The sequence below is a fragment of the Micromonospora sp. WMMA1949 genome, from assembly GCF_027460145.1.
GTDB lineage: Bacteria > Actinomycetota > Actinomycetes > Mycobacteriales > Micromonosporaceae > Micromonospora.
This window is the reverse complement of record NZ_JAPZBG010000001.1, coordinates 4,014,394-4,032,251: the sequence shown is the minus strand read 5'-3', so window position 1 is coordinate 4,032,251 and position 17,858 is coordinate 4,014,394. Positions and strand designations below refer to the sequence as shown.

The following is a 17,858-nucleotide window of genomic DNA, read 5'->3' as shown; positions in this document are numbered from 1 at the left end:
CCGCCCGAAACGGTTTCAGCAGCCGCATTCCGGGCAAGTCGCGTCACCCCGACCCGAAGGGAGGCGACGTGACCCGACTGACCGTCGCGCAGCCGCGCGACCAGGCCGCCGCGTCCGCGCCGGTCCGGCTCCCGATGGCGTACGTCCTGCCGCTGCGCGCACGCGACGACGAGGGCCTGGACGAGCTGACCGGGTACCTGCGCGAGCTGAGCCGCTGGGTCGACGTGGTGGTGGTGGACGGATCGGCGCCGGAGCTGTTCGCCCGGCACGCCGACGCCTGGCGCGGGCTGGTGCGGCACGTACCGCCGGACCCGGCGCTGCGCGGTCGCAACGGCAAGGTGCTCGGCGTGCTCACCGGCGTCGCGCTGGCCCGGCACGAGCACGTGGTGATCGCCGACGACGACGTCCGGTACGACTTGCCGGCCCTGTGCGCGGTGCACCAGATGCTGGACGGGGTGGACCTGGTCCGGCCGCAGAACCACTTCGACCCGCTGCCCTGGCACGCCTGGTGGGACACCGGCCGGACGCTGCTGGCCCGCGTGGTCGGCGGCGATTGGCCGGGCACGCTCGCGGTGCGGCGGAGCACGTTCCTGGCGATGGGCGGCTACGACCCCGACGTGCTCTTCGAGAACCTGGAACTGGTCCGGACCGTGCGCGCGTACGGCGGCAGCACCGCCACCCCGGCGTGGCTGTACGTGCGGCGACTCCCGCCCACCGCCGCGCACTTCCTCGGGCAGCGCGTCCGCCAGGCGTACGACGAGACGGCCCGGCCGGGGTGGCTGCTGGCCGCGCTGGCGGTGCTGCCGGCGACGGCCGTCGCGCTCGCCACCCGCCGGACCGGGCTGCTGCTGCGGGCCGGGCTGGCGACCGTCGCGGTGGCGGAGCTGGGCCGGCGACGGGCGGGCGGTGCCCGCGTCTTCCCGGCGCACACGAGCCTGGCCGCGCCCGCCTGGGTGCTGGAGCGCGGCCTGTGCGCCTGGCTGGCGGTGGGCCGGCGGCTGCGCGGCGGGGTGCCCTACGCGGGCGCCCGGCTGCGGACGGCGGCCAACTCCACACGGGTTCTCCGCCGGCGGATGACCCGGCGCCGCCCCGACGACCTGGTGCTCTGGGTGGAAACCGGAGCCGTGCCCCCACCACCGCTGCGCGCCGAGGTGTAAGGAAGGGCCCCTTTTTATCGCCTGGGCGATAAAAAGGGGCCCTTCCTAACCGGAGGTGCGGACCTTCAGGACCGCACCTGCTCGGCGCTGTGCCGGACGTCCTGGGCGGCGGCGCGGCCGTCATCCTTGACCGTGTGCGCGGCGTCCTGCGCGGTGGCCTTCACCGACTCGGCGGCGTGCTGCGCCGGCTCGCGCAGCTCCTCCTTCAGCTCACCGGCGACCTCGCCCAGCTTCTCCTTCACCACCCCGCCGTGCTCGGCGGCCTTCTCCTTGACCTGCGCGGCGACCTGCTGCTCGCGGCGGGTGGCCGGGATCAGCGAGGAGACCAGCATGCCGACACCGAAGGCGATCACCCCGGCGGCGATCGGGTTGCCCTCGGACTTGCGCCGCACCACCTCCGGCGCCCGGTGCGCGGCGTCGCTCACCGTGGCGGCGGCGGACTGCGCCTTGTCGCCCACCGTGGACGCCATCGAGGAGGCGTGGTCGCCCACCGAGTGGGCGGCGTTGCCGGTGCTGTGGCCGAGGTCCGATGCGGTTCCCATCACCTTGTCCTTCACGTTCGTCAGCGCGCTGCGGACGCGCTGCTTGCGGTCGTCGACGATGCGGCTCGGGCTGACCTTGTACGCCAAGGCGTCCACGTCCGAGCTGAGGTTGTTGCGGGTGGCTTCGATCTCGCGGCGGATCTGCTCGGGATCGGTGCTCATCGGGTCACTCCCTCCGGGTGCGGCTTGAGCGCGTCGGGAATGCGCTGCACGCTGTCGTTGGTCTGCTTCAGGCCGCGGATCCGCTCGGCGTTCTTCTTGCCCATCGAGTACAGGACCGCCGCGACAGCGGCCCAGATGACGGCCACGATCAGCGCGGCCAGCCCGGAGTCCATGACGTTGTCGAGGAACTGCCAGATCGCGATCGAGACGAAGAGCGCCACCATGTAGCCGCCGAAGCCGGCGCCGCCGAACAGTCCGGCGGCCTTGCCCGCCTTCTTGCCCTCCTGGCGGATCTCCGCCTTGGCCAGCTCGACCTCCTGGCGCATCAGCGTGGACAGGTCCGTGGTGACCTGACGCATCAGGTCGCCGATCGAGCTGCTCCGCACCTCGTCGGCGTGGGGCGGGGCGCCCGCCGCCTGATAGCCGGGGTCCTGCGTGGGTACGGTCATGCCGTCGCCTCCCTTCTGCCGGTGCGGCCGGTCACGGGCGGGGAGCGCCGGTCGACGGGACGCCCGGCAGCGGGTCGGTGCGCTCCGGCGGCGGCAGCGGCTGACCGGTGCCACCCGCCGGGTCGGCCCAGGTGTTCGGGGCGCCGCCGGTCGGGTAGGTCGCGCCCGGCGCGGAGTAGCCCGGGTCCGGCTCGGCGTAGCTGCCCGGCGTCGGGTCGAGGTAGCCGCCCGGCGGCACCTGGTCCGGCATCTCACGCGCGGTCGGGATGACGGCGGTACGGTCCGGGTCGTACGCCGGCCGCGCCGCGCTGTCGTCGCCGAGCGCGGTGATGTTGCGGGTGAGCCGTCCGGCGACCACGCCCAGCAGCGCCGCGCCGACGAGGAACGTGCCGGGGTTGCGGCGGGCGTAGTTCTTCACCTCGTGGAGCAGGTCGCCCGGCTCGCGCTGCTCCAGCCAGCCGGCCACGCCGTGCACCCGCTCGGCCGCCTGGTGGGCCAGCTCGGTGACCGGCCCGGAGCCACCGCCCTGCTGCGCCATGGTGCGCATCTCGTCGGCGAGGGAGCGCAGTCCGCTGGCGGCGCGCTGCTGCTGCTGACCGGCCTGCGCGGTGACCTGGCTGCGGGTCTCGCTGTAGAGGTCGCGGGCCTGCCGCTTGGCCTCGCCCACCACCTCCCGGCCCTGCTCCCTGGCGGTCTGCGCCACGGCGCCGCCCGCGTTCGCGGCGTCGGAGCCGACCTGGCGGGCCTGGTCCCGTACACCGCCACCACCGTTCGTCGACTGGTACGTGGCCGAACTGGGGGAAAGATCCTGAGTCATGATGTCCCTTCCGCTCGTGTCTTCCCAGCGGTTGTCTTCGGGGGGTACGCGGATTTGTTTCCGCGTGACAATCGCCCTACCCCGGGTCGGTGGGTCCATGCCTGATTCGTGAATTCTCTGCGGAAGCGCCCCACCCCGGTCAGACAATGGGGTGCCTGCCCGCCCGGGCGGCGGCGAGTTCCACGGGGGTGACAGGGATGGCACGTGACGTGCGCGAACACGCCCGGCCTACGGTGCAGAAGGTCGCCCTCGCGGCGGCCGCCGTCTTCGCGCTCATCGGCGTGCTCGGTTTCATTCCCGGCATCACCACGCACTACGGCGAGCTGACGTTCGCCGGGCATCACTCCGAGGCGAAGCTGCTCGGGGTGTTCCAGGTGTCGGTGCTGCACAACCTGGTGCACCTGCTGTTCGGGCTGGTCGGTCTGGTGATGGCCCGGCGGCTGGCCGGGGCACGGGTCTTCCTGGCCGGTGGCGGCGCGCTCTACCTGGTGCTCTGGCTGTACGGCTTCGCCATCGACCGCGACACCGCTGCCAACTTCGTGCCGGTGAACGACGCCGACAACTGGCTGCACCTGGTCCTCGGTTTCGGCATGCTCGCCGCCGGCCTGCTGCTCAACAACAACCTCGGCACCGGCACCCGGGTGGAAGCCCCGTTCGACCGCCCCTGACCAGGCGCGACACGCCGGTGCGGCGTTTGCCCCGGCCCGATGCCGGGCAGGAGGGCAACCGCGAGCGGGTCGAGGAGGTCCGGCGATGCCACGGTGGTTGCGCGACAACATGCTCTCGGTCGCCATGCTCGGCGCGTTCCTGGTTTTCCTGCTGTTGCAGAGCGTGTTCGGCTGGCAGGTGCACAACGAGGAGCTGAGCCGGTACGGCGCCGAGCCGCTGAGCTGGTGGGCCTATCTCGGCACCGGGCACTTCGCCGAGGCGGTGTTCGAGAACTGGGAGTCGGAGTTCCTCCAGATGGGCGGGTACGTGCTGCTCACCGCGTACCTGGTGCAGAAGGGCTCGGCCGAGTCGAAGCCGGAGGACCAGACGGACCGGCCGGAGGACAACCGCGACCACGCCCGCCCCGATTCGCCGTGGCCGGTACGCGTCGGCGGGCTGCCGCTCGTGGTCTACCGCAACAGCCTCTCCATCGCGCTTTTGATGATCTTCGGGGGCGCGTTCCTGGGGCACCTGTTCGGCGGCGTGGCCGCCTACAACCAGGAGCAGGCGCTGGAGAGCGGCGCAGCCCCGATCAGCGCGTGGCAGTTCCTCGGCACCAGCGACTTCTGGTTCCAGTCGATGCAGAACTGGCAGAGCGAGTTCCTCGCCGTCGGCGTGCTGATCCTGCTCAGCATCGTGCTGCGCCAGCACGCCAGCCCGGAGTCCAAGCCGGTCACCGCGCCGCACGCGCAGACGAGCGCCTGAGCGTCAGCCGCCGATCAGGCCGCCACCGGCAGCCGCTTGGCGAAGCAGACGCTGTACGGGTTGTCCACGTACTCGCCGTACACCGGGATCGGCTCGTAGCCGCTGGACCGGTAGAGCCCGATCGCGGCCGGCAGGTAGGTGCCCGTCTCCAGGCACACCGTGCGGTGCCCCGCCTGGAACGCCAGTTCCTCCAGCGCCACGAGCAGCTGCCGGGCGATGCCCCGCCCCCGGAACGCCGGCCGCACGTACATCCGCTTCAGCTCACCGGTGTCGGCGTCGAGCGCCTGGAGCCCGCCGCAGCCGACCGCCCGGCCGCCCACCACTGCGGCCAGGTAGTGGATGTCGGTGTGCACGACGGTGACCTGCCCGTCCAGCCCGCCGTCCGCGTCGCGCAGCTCACGCTGCTGGGCGACGACGAGCGCGGCAATCTCCGGATCGGTGGCGGGACGGGACTCGATCAACATGCCCGTACGCTAGATCCGCCGGATTTCGCGCAGGTTTCCCGCCACCGACCCGGAAACGGCTACTCGGCGTCCGCTTCCGCCGCCGGCGCGGCCTCGACCTCGTCCTCCGGCCGGACCCGGCGGGCCTTGCGGGCCGCGAGCCGGTCCGACGCCGACGGCCGGTTCGTCTTCTCCTCCAGCCGCACGTCGGTGCCCCGGTTGCCGGGTACGAAGTCGACGCCGGCGTAGAGCGTCGGCTGCCAGTCGAACTCCCGGTCACCGATGCGCACCAGGTCGCCGGCCTGGGCGCCGGCCTTCGCGAGCTTCTCCTCGACGCCGAGGCGGGCCAGCCGGTCGGCCAGGTAACCCACCGCCTCGTCGTTGTCGAAGTTGGTCTGCTTGACCCAGCGCTCCGGCCGGCTGCCGCGCACCGTGTACGAGCCGTCCGGCTCGGCCTCGATGGTGAAGCCGGCGTCGTCGACCGCCTTCGGGCGGATCACGATCCGGGTCGGCTCGGCGGGCGGGGCGGCGCGGCGGCCCTGGTCGACCAGCTCCGCCATCGCGTACATCAGCTCGCGCAGACCCTCTCGGGTGGCGGTGGAGACGTCGAACACGCGCAGGCCGCGCGCCTCCAGGTCGGGGCGGACGATGTCGGCGAGGTCCTTGCCGTCCGGCACGTCGACCTTGTTGAGCGCGACCAGCCGGGGCCGGTCGGTCAGGCCGCCGTACTGGGACAGCTCGGACTCGATGGCGTCGATGTCGGCGAGCGGGTCGCGGCCGGGCTCCAGCGTGGCGGTGTCGATCACGTGCACCAGTACGGCGCAGCGCTCGACGTGGCGGAGGAACTCCAGGCCGAGGCCCTTGCCGCTGGCCGCACCCGGAATCAGGCCGGGTACGTCGGCGACGGTGAAGGTGTGGTTGTCCACCCGCACCACGCCCAGGTTCGGCACCAGGGTGGTGAACGGGTAGTCGGCGATCTTCGGCTTGGCCGCGGAGATCACCGAGATCAGCGACGACTTGCCGGCGGACGGGAAGCCGACCAGGCCCACGTCGGCGACGCTCTTGAGCTCCAGCACGACGTCCAGCCGGTCGCCGGGCTCCCCCAGCTCGGCGAAGCCGGGTGCCTTGCGGCGGGCGTTCGCCAGCGAGGCGTTGCCGCGCCCGCCCCGGCCGCCCCGGGCCGCCTCGAACGTGGTGCCGACGCCGACCAGGTCGGCCAGCACCTCGCCGTCGAGGCTCTGCACGACGGTGCCGTTCGGCACCTTGATGACCAGGTCGCGGCCGTTGGCGCCGTCCCGGTTCGAGCCGGCGCCGCCCTTGCCGTTCTCGGCCTTCAGGTGCGGCCGGAAGTGGAAGTCGAGCAGCGTGGTGACCTGCGGGTCGACCACCAGCGACACGCTGCCGCCGTGGCCGCCGTTGCCGCCGTCCGGCCCGCCGAACGGCTTGAACTTCTCCCGGTGGATCGAGACACAGCCGTGCCCGCCGTCGCCGGCCTGCATGTGCAGGACGACCCGGTCAACGAACGTCGTCACGACGCCAATCCTTCCAGCGGGGTCCGCCCCGCACGGGGAAAAGCGAAGCGGGCCGGGACTCGAGGTCCGCGGCCCGCTTCGCAGGAGAACTACTGCTGCGGCACGATGCTGACGGTCTTGCGACCGCGCTTGGTGCCGAACTGCACCGAACCGGCGGCCAGCGCGAACAGCGTGTCGTCGCCGCCACGGCCGACCAGGTCACCGGGGTGGAACTTGGTGCCACGCTGACGGATGAGGATCTCACCCGCGCTGACGACCTGACCACCGAAGCGCTTCACGCCGAGTCGCTGGGCCGCGGAGTCACGGCCGTTACGCGAGCTGGACGCACCCTTTTTGTGAGCCATTGGAGGACGACCTACTTCCCGCTGGAGATGCCGGTCACCTTGACCTGGGTCAGCGGCTGGCGGTGACCCTGGCGCTTGTGGTAGCCGGTCTTGTTCTTGAACTTGTGGATCCGGATCTTCGGGCCCTTGGTGTGCGCGGCGATCTCGCCGGACACCGCGACCTTCGCGAGCTTGGCCGCGTCGGTCACCAGGTCGTCACCGTCGACGAGGAGCACCGCGGTGAGCTTCACCGCGTCGCCGGGGGCACCGGCGAGCTTCTCGACCTCGATCACGTCGCCCTCGGCGACCTTGTACTGCTTGCCGCCGGTCTTGACGATCGCGTACATCGGAGGCGGACTCCCTGTCGTTGAGGCTACTGGCGTCTATTCCACCGCTGTCGGCTGTCACACCGTTCGCGGTCGTTCCCACGGCGTCTCGCCGGGAGCCGTGACACCGGCAGCGCGGGCACGCGGGAACTCGGCACACCAAAGTGCGCCGCAGGCAAGCGTACGGCATACCCGGCCCGCCCCCCAAACCGGCCCCGCGGTCCGCGCCGTCCCGGCGGGCCGACGGACACGACAGAACCCCTGAATCCACCCATAGCGCACGGATTCAGGGGTCCTGTTCGAGCAGGTCAGAGCCTCACGGCCGGGTACGCCGCCGGGCCCCGCCGCGCCGCGCCCGCCGGCGCGGGGCACCGCTGTCGTCGTCGTTGTCCCCGTCTCCGATCGCGTCCGGGTCGTCGGCGGCGGCCAGCCGGGCCGAGTCGCCCTCCTGGCTGTCCGCGACCGCCGGGGCGGCCGGCGTCTCCGACTCGAACCGGGACAGGTCGTAGCCCTGGGTGTCGTAGTAGTCGTCGTCGTTCTCGACCACCTCGGCGACGGTCCGCTCCGGCGGCGCGACGGCCGCGGGCGGCTCGGCGGCAGCCTGCGGCTGCGCGGCCGGCTGCTCCGGCGCGGCCTCCACGGCGGGCTTCTCCGCGGCGGCCTTGCGGCCCCGGCGCCGGCCACTCTTCTCCTCGGCCGGCGCGGCCACCGCCGAGGCGACCGCCTTGACCTTCTCCCCCGCGCCGCCGCGTGGCTTCTCCGGCACCGGCTCGGTGTGGATGATCACGCCCCGGCCCTTGCAGCACTCGCAGGTCTCGCTGAACGCCTCCAGCAGGCCCGCGCCGATGCGCTTGCGGGTCATCTGCACCAGGCCGAGCGAGGTGATCTCGGTGACCTGGTGCTTCGTGCGGTCCCGGCCGAGGCACTCGGTGAGCCGGCGCAGCACCAGCTCCCGGTTCGACTCCAGCACCATGTCGATGAAGTCGATCACCACGATGCCGCCGAGGTCACGCAGCCGCAGCTGGCGCACGATCTCCTCGGCCGCCTCCAGGTTGTTGCGGGTGACCGTCTCCTCCAGGTTGCCGCCGGAGCCGGTGTACTTGCCGGTGTTGACGTCGATGACAGTCATCGCCTCGGTGCGGTCGATCACCAGCGAACCGCCCGAGGGGAGGAAGACCTTCCGGTCCAGCCCCTTGAGGATCTGCTCGTCGATCCGGTACTCGGCGAACACGTCCGCCACCCCGGCGTGCCGGCGCAGCCGCGCCACCAGGTCCGGAGACACGTGCGACAGGTACGACTCGACCTCGCCGTACGCGGACTCACCCTCGATGACCAGTTCGCGGAAGTCCTCGTTGAAGAGGTCCCGGACCACGCGGATGACCAGGTCCGGCTCCTCGTAGAGCAGCACCGGGGCGCCACCCTCGGTCGCCTTGGCCTGGATGTCCTCCCACTGCGCCTGGAGCCGCTTGACGTCACGCGCCAGCTCGTCCTCGCTGGCGCCCTCGGCCGCGGTCCGGACGATCACCCCGGCGCCGTCCGGCACCAGCTTCTTCAGCACGTCCCGCAGCCGCTTGCGCTCGGTGTCGGGCAGCTTGCGGCTGATCCCGGACGCGTTGCCGTTCGGCACGTAGACCAGGTGCCGGCCGGAGAGCGCGATGTGGCTGGTCAGCCGCGCGCCCTTGTGCCCGATCGGGTCCTTCGTCACCTGCACCAGCACCGAGTCGCCGGAGCGCAGCGCCTGCTCGATCGAGCGGGCCCGGCCCTCCAGGCCGGTGGCGTCCCAGTTGACCTCACCGGCGTACAGGACCGCGTTGCGCCCGCGCCCGATGTCGACGAACGCCGCCTCCATGCTCGGCAGGACGTTCTGGACCTTGCCCAGGTAGACGTTGCCGGCCATGGTGCCGGACGAGTTCCGCGTGACGTAGTGCTCGACGAGCACCCCGTCCTCGAGCACGGCGATCTGGGTGCGGTCGCCGCGCTGGCGGACCACCATCACCCGGTCCACCGCCTCGCGGCGGGCCAGGAACTCCGACTCGCTCAGGATCGGCGGCCGGGTACGCCGCTGCTCGCGGCCGTCCCGGCGGCGCTGCCGCTTGGCCTCCAGCCGGGTCGAGCCGGAGACGCCCTGCACCTCGTCGACCGGCTTGCGCGGCTCACGGATCTTGACGACGGTCGGCACGCCGTCCTCGGCGGCGGTGTCCGACTCCCCCGCCCCCCGGCGACGACGGCGGCGACGGCGACGGGTCATCCCCTCGCCCTCGGCCTCCTCGTCCTCGGCGGTCTCCTCGGCCTCGCCCTCGGCGGTCTCCGCCGCGACGGGCTCCTCGATGTCCTCGTCGTCGGCCTCGTCCGCGCCGCCCTTGCCCCGGCCACGACCCCGGCGGCCCCGGCGACGGCGACGGCGGCCCGCGGCCGTCTCGTCGTCCTCGTCCGTCTCGGCGGTCTCCTCGGCCTCGGTGGCCGGCTCCTCCTCGGCGACCTCGGGCTCGACCTCGGCCTCGACCGGCTCGACCTCACGGCGGCCGCGACGGCGGCGCCGGCCGGTCTCGACCGCTTCCTCGATCGGCTCCTCCGCCGCCGGGTACGTGACCTGGACGGCGGGTGCCTCGTCGGGCTGCGGCGCCATGAACAGGACGGTCGGCGCGGAGAGCGCGGCACGACGACGGCGGCCGGTGGCCGGCGGCGTCTCGGCCGGCTCCTCGGCGGCGCGCGGCACGGCGGCGCCCGTCGACACGACGCCCGTCGCGTCCGCCGGGCCGCCGCTGCGGGCCAGGTCGACCTCTGCGGTACGCGCCGACGCGCCGCTCGCGTCCTCGACGGTCTCGCCGGTCTCGCTCTCGGCGTCCTCGTCCTCGATGTCCTCGCCGGTGGGCTCACCGATGGCGGCCACGCCGCCCGTGCTCGCCATGCCGGCGCCGGCGGCCTCGTTCCCGCTGGTGGTGCCCTCGTTCCCGCCGGTGGTCCTGTCGCCGGCGGCGGTGGTCTTGCCGGCGGCGGCGCGCCGTCCGGTGCGGGTCCGCCCGCCGGTCCCGGCGGCGGTACCCGCGGTCTCCCCGACGGCGGTCCCGTCCGGGGCGGTTGCCTCGCCGCCGTCGATGTCGGCGCGTCCCTCGGCGATCAGGTCGCCACCGGCCGCGGAGACCGGCCCGTCGATCACGTCCGCGGACGTCTGCCCGGCGGTCTCGTCCGGCGCGACCGGCTCGGCAGCCGGCGGCGTGGCCTTGCGGCGACGCGTCCGGGTCACCTTGACCGGCGGCACGACCTCCTCCGAGGCCGCCTCCACCCCGGCCGCGGCCACCGGCTCCTCGACCGCCTTCGCCGGGGTCGCCTTACGGCGCCGCCGGGTGGTCTTCGGCGCGGTGTCCAGTTCGCCGGCCACCGGTGCGAACACCTCGGCCTGGGGCGACTCGCCGCTGCCCGTCGCGGCCGTGGACGCCTCGACGGGCGCGTCGGTCTGCTCCGGCTGGTTCAGCGGGGCGACCTTGCGACGGCTGGCCCGCTTCCGGGCCGGCGGCTTGGTCTCGGCGGCGCCCTCCACGGTGGCGGTGCCTTCCGCGACGGCGGTGCCCTCCACGGTGGCGGTGCCCTCCGTGGTGGCGCCCTCGGCGCCAGCCGGCGTCGTGTTCGCGGCGCTGCCGGAGGCGGTGCCGGCACTGTCGGCGGTCGTCCCGGCCGGCTCTGCGCCGGTCCGTTCGCTGCCCTCGGGCTCGTTCTCGAGCATGGACGTTCTCCAGTTCTGGCCGCCCCGGGCGCGGGTGAGCGCTGCCACGCAGGGTTGCCGCAAAGGTGTTTCCGCCGGGCGCGCAGGCGCGCGACCGCCGAAGTCTGCCTGCCAGAGCGTTGACCGACGGTCAGCGCTCTCCGATGGTTGCCCCGTCGCGATCCGCTTCCAACGGATCGACGATCTCGCCCTGCGCGGTCAGCGTGCCCTGCGCCAGCCGGATCACCTTCGGGGTGACCGGCGGCTCCAAGGCGGCCACCGCGCGGAGGCCGGACAGGACGTCATCGGGCCGAACGGACGGGGTGACCTGCCGCACGACCAGTTCGAGTATCGCACACGGCACGGCCGCCGCCCCGGAAGGCGTCTCAGCCGGAGCCATGACATCGATAGACACCACTGCCGCGCGGGCGTCGAACGTACGCCGCCCCTGCTTGGTCATCCGCTCGACCTGGATCTCCTCGGCGGCGGTGAACGCCGCCACGGCGGCCGCGAGCACCTTCGGATCGACCTCGGGCAGCTCGATCCGCCAGTACGACGCCTCGATCCGGTCGGCCAGGCTGCCGCCGGTGGCCTCCACCGCGTCGAGGACGTCGAGTCCGGGCGAGAGCGCGGCGTCGAGCGCCTCGCGCAGCCGCGCCGGGTCGACCGGCTCCCGGAGCCCGATCTCCAGGTACTCGGCCTCGCTCGCCACACCCGTCGGGGCGGCCGAGGCGTACGAGATCTTCGGGTGCGGGGTGAAGCCCTGGGAGAAGGCGATCGGCACACCGGCCCGGCGCAACGCGCGCTCGAAGGCCCGGGCGAAGTCCCGGTGCGAGGTGAACCGCAGCGGACCACGCTTGGCGTACCGGATACGGACCCGCTGGACGACGGGGGCCTGGCCGCCCTCGGGTTGAGGCTTTCTGGCGATCGTGAGCTCCTCGGCTGTGCCTGCGTATCGGTCCCATCCTGGCGCAGCGCCCGCCGCGCCCCACACCCGGGGCCACCCCACCCACCCCAAACCCCCACAAACACCGCCGCCCTTCCCTCCACCCCACCGCCTCCCACCCCGCCGCCTCCCACCCCACCCCGTCCAACCCCGCCCAACCCCGTCGATCATGAAGTTGACGGCGAAGTTGATCTCTGATCATGCCGCCAACTTCATGATCGACGGAGCGGAGCGGGTGCGGGCGGGGTGCGGGGCGGGCGCGGTGCGGGGTGTGGGGTGCAGGCGGGACGCGCGGGTTGGGGCTGCGAGGGCGACCTGCGGGCGCCCGAGCTGCGGGCGCCGGGCGCTCGGCGCCGGGCTGCCGGAGGGCCGGCGGGTGCTGGTGCACGCCGCCGGGCCTCCGGCGCGGGACGGGTCAGGAGCGGTTGTCGCCGGGTGGGGCGTACGGGCTCTGACCAGGCGGGGCGTGGGGGACCTGGCCCTGGGGCGGGTAGGCGCCCGCACCGGGTTGGGGATACCCGCCCGGCTGCGGATGTCCACCCGGCTGGGCGTATCCACCCGGCTGGGCGTATCCGCCCTGCTGCGGGTATCCGCCCGGCTGAGGTTGCGCGCCGGGTGGCGGGTAGCCGCCGTAGCCGGGCGGTGGGGCGGCCGCGTGACCGGCGGGCACCGGCGGACCCTGCCCACCGCCGTTCATCCGGTCCAGCGCGTCGTCCGGGATCGAGCCGGCTTCGGCCAGTTCGCGCCGGTGACGGCGGCGGTTCCAGATCAGGAACACCACGAGCGTCAGCAGCACCACGACCGCCACGGCGATGCCGATGCCGATGACCATCACCTGCTGGTCGGTGGGACCGCCCCGGTCGCCGTACTTCGTCACGTCGAAGTTGTCGTCCTCGGCGGCGGCCGGCGGCGCGGACCCGCTCGCTGGGGCGGCCCCGAGCAGCGGGTTCGCCGACACCGACGGCACGTCGGCGGTGAGCGCCGCCACCGGGTCGATCCGGCCGAAGCCGAACCGGGGGTCCCGGCCGGGCGGACCGGCGTCCCGGGCGGTACGGATGATCCGGTTGATCACATCGGGCGCGGAGAGCTTCGGGTGCTTCGACCGGATCAGCGCCACGACGCCGGAGACGACGGCGGCCGCGTCGGAGGTGCCGTCACCCCAGCCGTAGCCCCGGTCCGGGCCGATGTTGTAGACCTCGTCGCCGGGCGCGGCGATCACCGCCTCCGGGCCCTGGGCCGATCCGGACCAGAAGCCTCCGCCCCGCACCGTGCCGGTCACCGCGATCACGCCGGGGATCTTGGCGGGTGAGGTGACGTCCGGGCCGGCCTGCCGGACGTTCCCGGCGGCGGCCACCACGACCACGTCGCGCTCCAGCGCGTACCGGATCGCGGCCTCCTCGATCTCCTCCACGGCTCCGGCGCCGCCGTACGACAGGTTGAGCACCTTCGCCCCGCCGTCGACAGCCATCCGGATGCCCCGCGCGGAGTCGTCCGAGGTGAACGCGTCGCCGGCGGGCTTCCGGATGGGCAGGATCCGGGCGTCGGGCGCGATGCCCACCACCCCGGTCCCGTTGGCCGCGATGATCCCGGCCATGTGGGTGCCGTGACCGTCCGGGTCGCGCCGCCCGTCGCCGGAGTCGCGGGTGCTCCCCCCGGCCAGCAGCTGGCCCCGCATGTCGGGGTGCCCCGCGTCGACGCCGGTGTCCACCACGCCGACGACGACGCCCCGGCCGGTGGAGATCTGGTGCGCCCTGTCGATCCGCAGCTCGTCCAGATACCACTGCTCGGCACGGCGCGGAGCGGCGACCGCCGGCTGGGCGGCGGCACCCAGCAGCATCAGCCCGGCGAGCAGGCCGGCCGCCACCGGCCGGAGCGCACCGACGTGCACCTTCATCCGTCTGTCCTCATCGCAGGATGCCCGGGGACGCACCGTCACCGGCGCCCCACGGATCGTCGTCCTCAGTCAACCATGACGAGTGCCCTGCCGCGTCGCCGCCGTGGCCGGCGCCGCCGTGGCCGCCCATCATCCCGCCGCCCATCATCCCGGCGCCGGCCATCCCGCCACGCGCACCGGCCGCGCCGCCCGGTCCCGCCCCGGCCGCGGCCTTCAACGCGCTGGCCGCGCTGGTCAGTGGCGGGACCTTGCCGTTACCGCCGCCGACCATGCCGGGCAGGCCGCCCATGGCCATGCCGCCGGCCGCGCCGATCCCGCCGCCGCCGATCCCACCGGCCGAACCCAGGCCGGCGCCACCGCCGCCGACGCCGCCACCACCGGCGCTCAGTGCACCCGCGCCACCGCCGCCCAGACCGAGGGTGCTCGGCCCGCCTGCGGTGATCGTGCCGGGCCCGCCCGCGCCGGCCAGACCACTGCCGTACTCCGGGGTGCCCGAGCCGGGGGCGCCACCGAGTTCGGGCGGGCCGCCGGTGGTCGGCGGGGTGTAGGAGCCGCCGCCGGGGATGCCGCCGCCGGGCGCGCCGGGCGGCGGCGTGTACGAACCGCCACCGGGCGTGCCGCCACCGATGCCGGTGCTGCCGATGGACGGCATCGGGCCGCCACCGCCGCCGGGCATGCCGCCGCCCGGCATGCCGCCGCCGGGTGCGCCGCCGCCGGGCAGGCCACCACCGGGTACGCCGGTCGGGGGAACGCGCGGGTCGCCCCGGTAGCCGTCGCCGAAGTCGCCCTTGTGCTGGGGTACGGCCAGCTTGGGGCGCTCGGCCTCCACCGCGGCCGGCAACGGCGCCATCGCCGCGTTGGCCGCCTTCTGGTTGTCGTTGTACCAGTTGTCGAGGTGCGACTTGGTGTCCCACCAGCCGCCACGCTTCTGGTCGCTGGCGTTGCCGTCGATCTTCATGGTGGCTTCCAGGTCGTCGGCCTTGTCGCGGAACGCGCCGTCGGCGTACAACGCCTGGTTGCCCTGGTAGTCGCTGCGCAAGGCGGCGAGGAAGCCGGACTGGCTCTCACCGTCGCGTGCGTCGTCCAGCTCGGTGCCGCCGGGCAGGCTCCACTCGTTCCAGCCGAAGTTGTCCATCAGCGGGATCGGGATGCTCGCCACCGTCTTGCGGATGTCGCCCTCGATCCGCGACAGCGCGCCGCCGACGTTGCTGGCGTGCGTGATGAGTTCCTCGATGTCCTTGCCGATCTCGGACAGGTGCTCGCGGTACGCGTCGCCGCCGCTGCCCTTCCAGCCGGCGAGCATCCCGGGCAGGCCGCCGGTGTGCGGACGCTCCTGACCGGCCGCGATCGGGCCGACGAACGACCGGCCGACGAGGGAGTCGCGCAGGTGGCCGAGAGCGGTGGAGAGGTTGCTCCACCCCGAGCCGACCAGGCCGACGGTGTACGGATCCGCCGACAGCGTCACCTCGCGGACACAGCGTTCCCAGGTGGCTCCAGCCATGACCGTCTCCTCTCTCAGGCCGTGTACGGGTAGGTGGGCGGCTCGGCGCCACCGGGCGGCGGAGCAGCGGACTCCAGCAGCCGCTCGATGTCCTTGCCGTTCGCGGCGTTGCGCTCCTCGGCGTCACGGAACGCCTTGGCGATGTCCTCGGTGCCCTTCTTCAGGCCGGCCAGCTTGGCGGAGAGGCCCTTGAGGTGCGCCTCCATGTTGGCCGTGGAGCGCTCCAGCGCCTGCCACTGCAACCGGGCGTCGGCGAACGCGCCGAACGGGGTGCCGTTCGAGACGATCTGCGGGCTGTTGCTGTCGCCCTTCATGTTCTCCTTGATGCGTTCCATCTCCCAGGAGATGGTGTCCTCGACGTACTGCTTGAGGCGCTCGATGTACTCGGCCGCCGCATCCAGGTCCTCGACGCTGACGTGCAGATCGCCGGTGTCCGGCGGATTGATGCCCATGCTGCCTGTCCTCCCCGCTGCCGGCCCCGGCCGGTCCATTACGGACGCAGCGTATCGAGGAAGGACCAGTCGGGGCACCCCCACCCCGCGTACCGCGCCGGTCACCGGGAAAAGACCACGGAGCGCGGGAACCCGGTCGGGTTCCCGCGCTCCGTGGTGGTGTCGGCGGCCTCAGCCCTGGGCGGCTGCGGGCAGCTTCAGCCCGTTGACCGGGGTGAGCGGCAGCAGCTTGCGGCCGGTCGGGCCGATCTGGATCTCGGTGTCCATGGACGGGCAGACGCCGCAGTCGAAGCAGGGCGTCCAGCGGCAGTCGTCCTGCTCGTACTCCGACAGCGAGTCCTGCCAGTCCTGCCAGAGCCAGTCCTTGTCCAGGCCGGAGTCGAGGTGGTCCCAGGGCAGGACCTCCAGCTCCTCGCGCTCGCGGGTGGTGTACCAGTCGAGGTCCACGCCGTACGCCGGCAGGACCTCGGCGGCGGCGTCGACCCAGCGCTGGTACGAGAAGTGCTCGCTCCAGCCGTCGAACCGGCCGCCGTTCTCCCAGACCTTGCGGATCACCGCGCCGACCCGGCGGTCGCCCCGCGACAGCAGGCCCTCGATCAGCGACGGCTCACCGTCGTGGTAGCGGAAGCCGATCGCCCGGCCGAGCGACCGGTCGCTGTTGATGGCCTGCTTGAGCAGCTTGAGCCGGCCGTCGATGACCTCCGGCCGCTCCATCGAGGCCCACTGGAACGGGGTGTGCGGCTTCGGCACGAACCCGCCGATGGAGACCGTGCAGCGGATGTCCTTGGACCCGGTGGCCGCGCGGCCGGCCCGGATCACCTCGTGCGCCATGTCGGCGATCTCCAGGACGTCCTCGTCGGTCTCGGTGGGCAGGCCGCACATGAAGTAGAGCTTCACCTGGCGCCAGCCGTTGGAGTACGCGGTGACCACGGTGCGGATGAGGTCTTCCTTCGACACCATCTTGTTGATCACCTTGCGGATCCGCTCCGACCCGCCCTCGGGGGCGAAGGTCAGACCGGTCCGGCGCCCGTTGCGGGACAGTTCCTGGGCCAGGTCGATGTTGAACGCGTCCACCCGGGTCGAGGGCAGCGACAGCGAGACGTTCGTGCCCGCGTACTGCTCGGCCAGGCCGGAGCACATGTCGCCGATCTCCGAGTGGTCGGCCGACGACAGCGACAGCAGGCCCACCTCGTGGAAGCCGGAGAACTCCAGTCCTTCCTTGACCATCTGGCCGACGGTGGTGATCGAACGCTCCCGCACCGGGCGGGTGATCATGCCGGCCTGGCAGAACCGGCAGCCCCGGGTGCAGCCCCGGAAGATCTCCACCGCGTACCGCTCGTGCACCGTCTCGGCGAGCGGGACCAGGGGCTTCTTCGGGTACGGCCAGGCGTCCAGGTCCATGGTCGTGCGCTTGTGCACCCGGAACGGCACGTCCGGGCGGTTCGGCACGACCCGCTGGATCCGGCCGTCGGGCAGGTAGTCGACGTCGTAGAAGCGCGGCACGTAGACGCTCTCGGTGCGGGCCAGCCGCAGCAGCAGTTCGTCCCGGCCGCCCGGGGAGCCCTCGGCCTTCCACTCCCGCACGATGGCGGTGATCTCGAGCACCGCCTCCTCGCCGTCGCCGAGCACCGCGGCGTCGACGAAGTCGGCGATCGGCTCCGGGTTGAACGCGGCGTGCCCGCCGGCCACGATCACCGGGTCGGCGTCGGTGCGGTCGGCGGCGAGCATCGGGATGCCGGCCAGGTCGATCGCGGTGAGCAGGTTGGTGTAGCCCAGCTCGGTGGAGAACGAGACGCCGAACACGTCGAAGTCACGCACCGGACGGTGGGCGTCGACGGTGAACTGCGGCACGCCGTGGGCGCGCATCAGCTTCTCCAGGTCCGGCCAGACCGCGTACGTCCGCTCGGCCAGCACGTCGGGCAGCTCGTTGAGCACCTCGTACAGGATCTGCACGCCCTGGTTGGGCAGGCCCACCTCGTACGCGTCCGGATACATCAGCGCCCACCGGACGGTCGCGGCGTCCCAGTCCTTGACCACCGCGCCGAGTTCTCCACCCACGTACTGGATGGGCTTGGTCACCTGCGGCAGCAACGGCTCCAGCCGGGGCCAGACCGAGTTGGCGGCGGCAGGACGCGGGGTCGTGGACGGGGCACTCATGATGCCCAAGCGTACGCGGTGCCCCCGCCCTCCCCCGCGCCCGC

At 73.2% G+C, this 17,858-nt stretch carries 16 protein-coding genes; 3 read left to right on the top strand and 13 right to left on the bottom strand.

The window, feature by feature from the left end; all coding sequences use genetic code 11:
• The first annotated feature begins 68 nt into the window (after nucleotides 1-68).
• A complete protein-coding gene (locus O7607_RS19070; RefSeq protein ID WP_269704567.1) occupies nucleotides 69-1,157 on the top strand; it encodes a glycosyltransferase in 1,089 nt (362 codons plus the stop codon).
• A gap of 65 nt (nucleotides 1,158-1,222) precedes the next feature.
• Here O7607_RS19070 and O7607_RS19065 read toward each other — a convergent pair whose 3' ends face one another.
• Genes O7607_RS19065 through O7607_RS19055 form a run of 3 tightly spaced genes read right to left on the bottom strand, consistent with a single transcriptional unit; the run spans nucleotide 1,223 to nucleotide 3,127 of the window.
• Entirely contained in the window at nucleotides 1,223-1,861 is a 639-nt protein-coding gene (locus tag O7607_RS19065) for a DUF3618 domain-containing protein (RefSeq protein WP_269704566.1), read from the bottom strand.
• A complete protein-coding gene (locus tag O7607_RS19060; protein ID WP_120573620.1) occupies nucleotides 1,858-2,310 on the bottom strand; it encodes a phage holin family protein in 453 nt (150 codons plus the stop codon). The genes O7607_RS19065 and O7607_RS19060 overlap by 4 nt, the downstream gene beginning before the upstream one ends.
• 31 nt (nucleotides 2,311-2,341) lie before the next feature.
• Complete coding sequence (locus O7607_RS19055) at nucleotides 2,342-3,127, bottom strand: hypothetical protein (RefSeq protein WP_269704565.1); 786 nt, start codon at nucleotides 3,125-3,127, stop codon at nucleotides 2,342-2,344.
• 197 nt (nucleotides 3,128-3,324) lie between these two features.
• On the opposite strand from O7607_RS19055, the gene O7607_RS19050 reads away from it, so the two are divergent.
• Together O7607_RS19050 and O7607_RS19045 are read left to right on the top strand one after the other, a co-directional pair.
• Nucleotides 3,325-3,795, top strand: coding sequence for a DUF4383 domain-containing protein (locus O7607_RS19050; protein WP_269704564.1), 471 nt, complete (start codon nucleotides 3,325-3,327; stop codon nucleotides 3,793-3,795).
• Nucleotides 3,796-3,880: 85 nt separating this feature from the next.
• Nucleotides 3,881-4,540 (top strand): DUF6766 family protein, encoded by a 660-nt coding sequence (locus tag O7607_RS19045; protein ID WP_269704563.1) that lies wholly within the window; start codon nucleotides 3,881-3,883, stop codon nucleotides 4,538-4,540.
• Between the two features lie 14 nt (nucleotides 4,541-4,554).
• Here the strand turns inward: O7607_RS19045 and O7607_RS19040 are convergent, their stop codons facing one another.
• The 10 genes from O7607_RS19040 to O7607_RS18995 all read right to left on the bottom strand — a co-directional run bounded on the left by O7607_RS19040 (nucleotide 4,555) and on the right by O7607_RS18995 (nucleotide 17,814).
• Nucleotides 4,555-5,004 (bottom strand): GNAT family N-acetyltransferase, encoded by a 450-nt coding sequence (locus O7607_RS19040; protein ID WP_269704562.1) that lies wholly within the window; start codon nucleotides 5,002-5,004, stop codon nucleotides 4,555-4,557.
• A 59-nt stretch (nucleotides 5,005-5,063) separates the two neighbouring features.
• Entirely contained in the window at nucleotides 5,064-6,515 is a 1,452-nt protein-coding gene (obgE, locus tag O7607_RS19035; protein WP_269704561.1) for a GTPase ObgE, read from the bottom strand.
• 89 nt (nucleotides 6,516-6,604) lie between these two features.
• Nucleotides 6,605-6,859, bottom strand: a complete 255-nt coding sequence (gene rpmA / locus O7607_RS19030; protein WP_013288010.1) for a 50S ribosomal protein L27 — start codon at nucleotides 6,857-6,859, stop codon at nucleotides 6,605-6,607.
• 11 nt (nucleotides 6,860-6,870) lie between these two features.
• Entirely contained in the window at nucleotides 6,871-7,185 is a 315-nt protein-coding gene (rplU, locus tag O7607_RS19025) for a 50S ribosomal protein L21 (protein WP_018787289.1), read from the bottom strand.
• 295 nt (nucleotides 7,186-7,480) lie between these two features.
• On the bottom strand, nucleotides 7,481-10,885 hold the full coding sequence (locus O7607_RS19020; protein ID WP_269704560.1) for an Rne/Rng family ribonuclease: 3,405 nt from the start codon (nucleotides 10,883-10,885) through the stop codon (nucleotides 7,481-7,483).
• A gap of 130 nt (nucleotides 10,886-11,015) precedes the next feature.
• On the bottom strand, nucleotides 11,016-11,735 hold the full coding sequence (locus O7607_RS19015; RefSeq protein ID WP_269707026.1) for a TIGR03936 family radical SAM-associated protein: 720 nt from the start codon (nucleotides 11,733-11,735) through the stop codon (nucleotides 11,016-11,018).
• Nucleotides 11,736-12,225: 490 nt separating this feature from the next.
• The gene (gene mycP / locus O7607_RS19010; RefSeq protein WP_269704559.1) at nucleotides 12,226-13,704 is read right to left on the bottom strand and encodes a type VII secretion-associated serine protease mycosin; all 1,479 of its coding nucleotides are present in this window, start codon (nucleotides 13,702-13,704) and stop codon (nucleotides 12,226-12,228) included.
• A 10-nt stretch (nucleotides 13,705-13,714) separates the two neighbouring features.
• Entirely contained in the window at nucleotides 13,715-15,205 is a 1,491-nt protein-coding gene (locus tag O7607_RS19005) for a hypothetical protein (RefSeq protein ID WP_269704558.1), read from the bottom strand.
• A 14-nt stretch (nucleotides 15,206-15,219) separates the two neighbouring features.
• A complete protein-coding gene (locus O7607_RS19000; protein WP_269704557.1) occupies nucleotides 15,220-15,657 on the bottom strand; it encodes a hypothetical protein in 438 nt (145 codons plus the stop codon).
• Nucleotides 15,658-15,828: 171 nt separating this feature from the next.
• Nucleotides 15,829-17,814 (bottom strand): TIGR03960 family B12-binding radical SAM protein, encoded by a 1,986-nt coding sequence (locus O7607_RS18995; protein WP_269704556.1) that lies wholly within the window; start codon nucleotides 17,812-17,814, stop codon nucleotides 15,829-15,831.
• Nucleotides 17,815-17,858 lie beyond the last annotated feature (44 nt).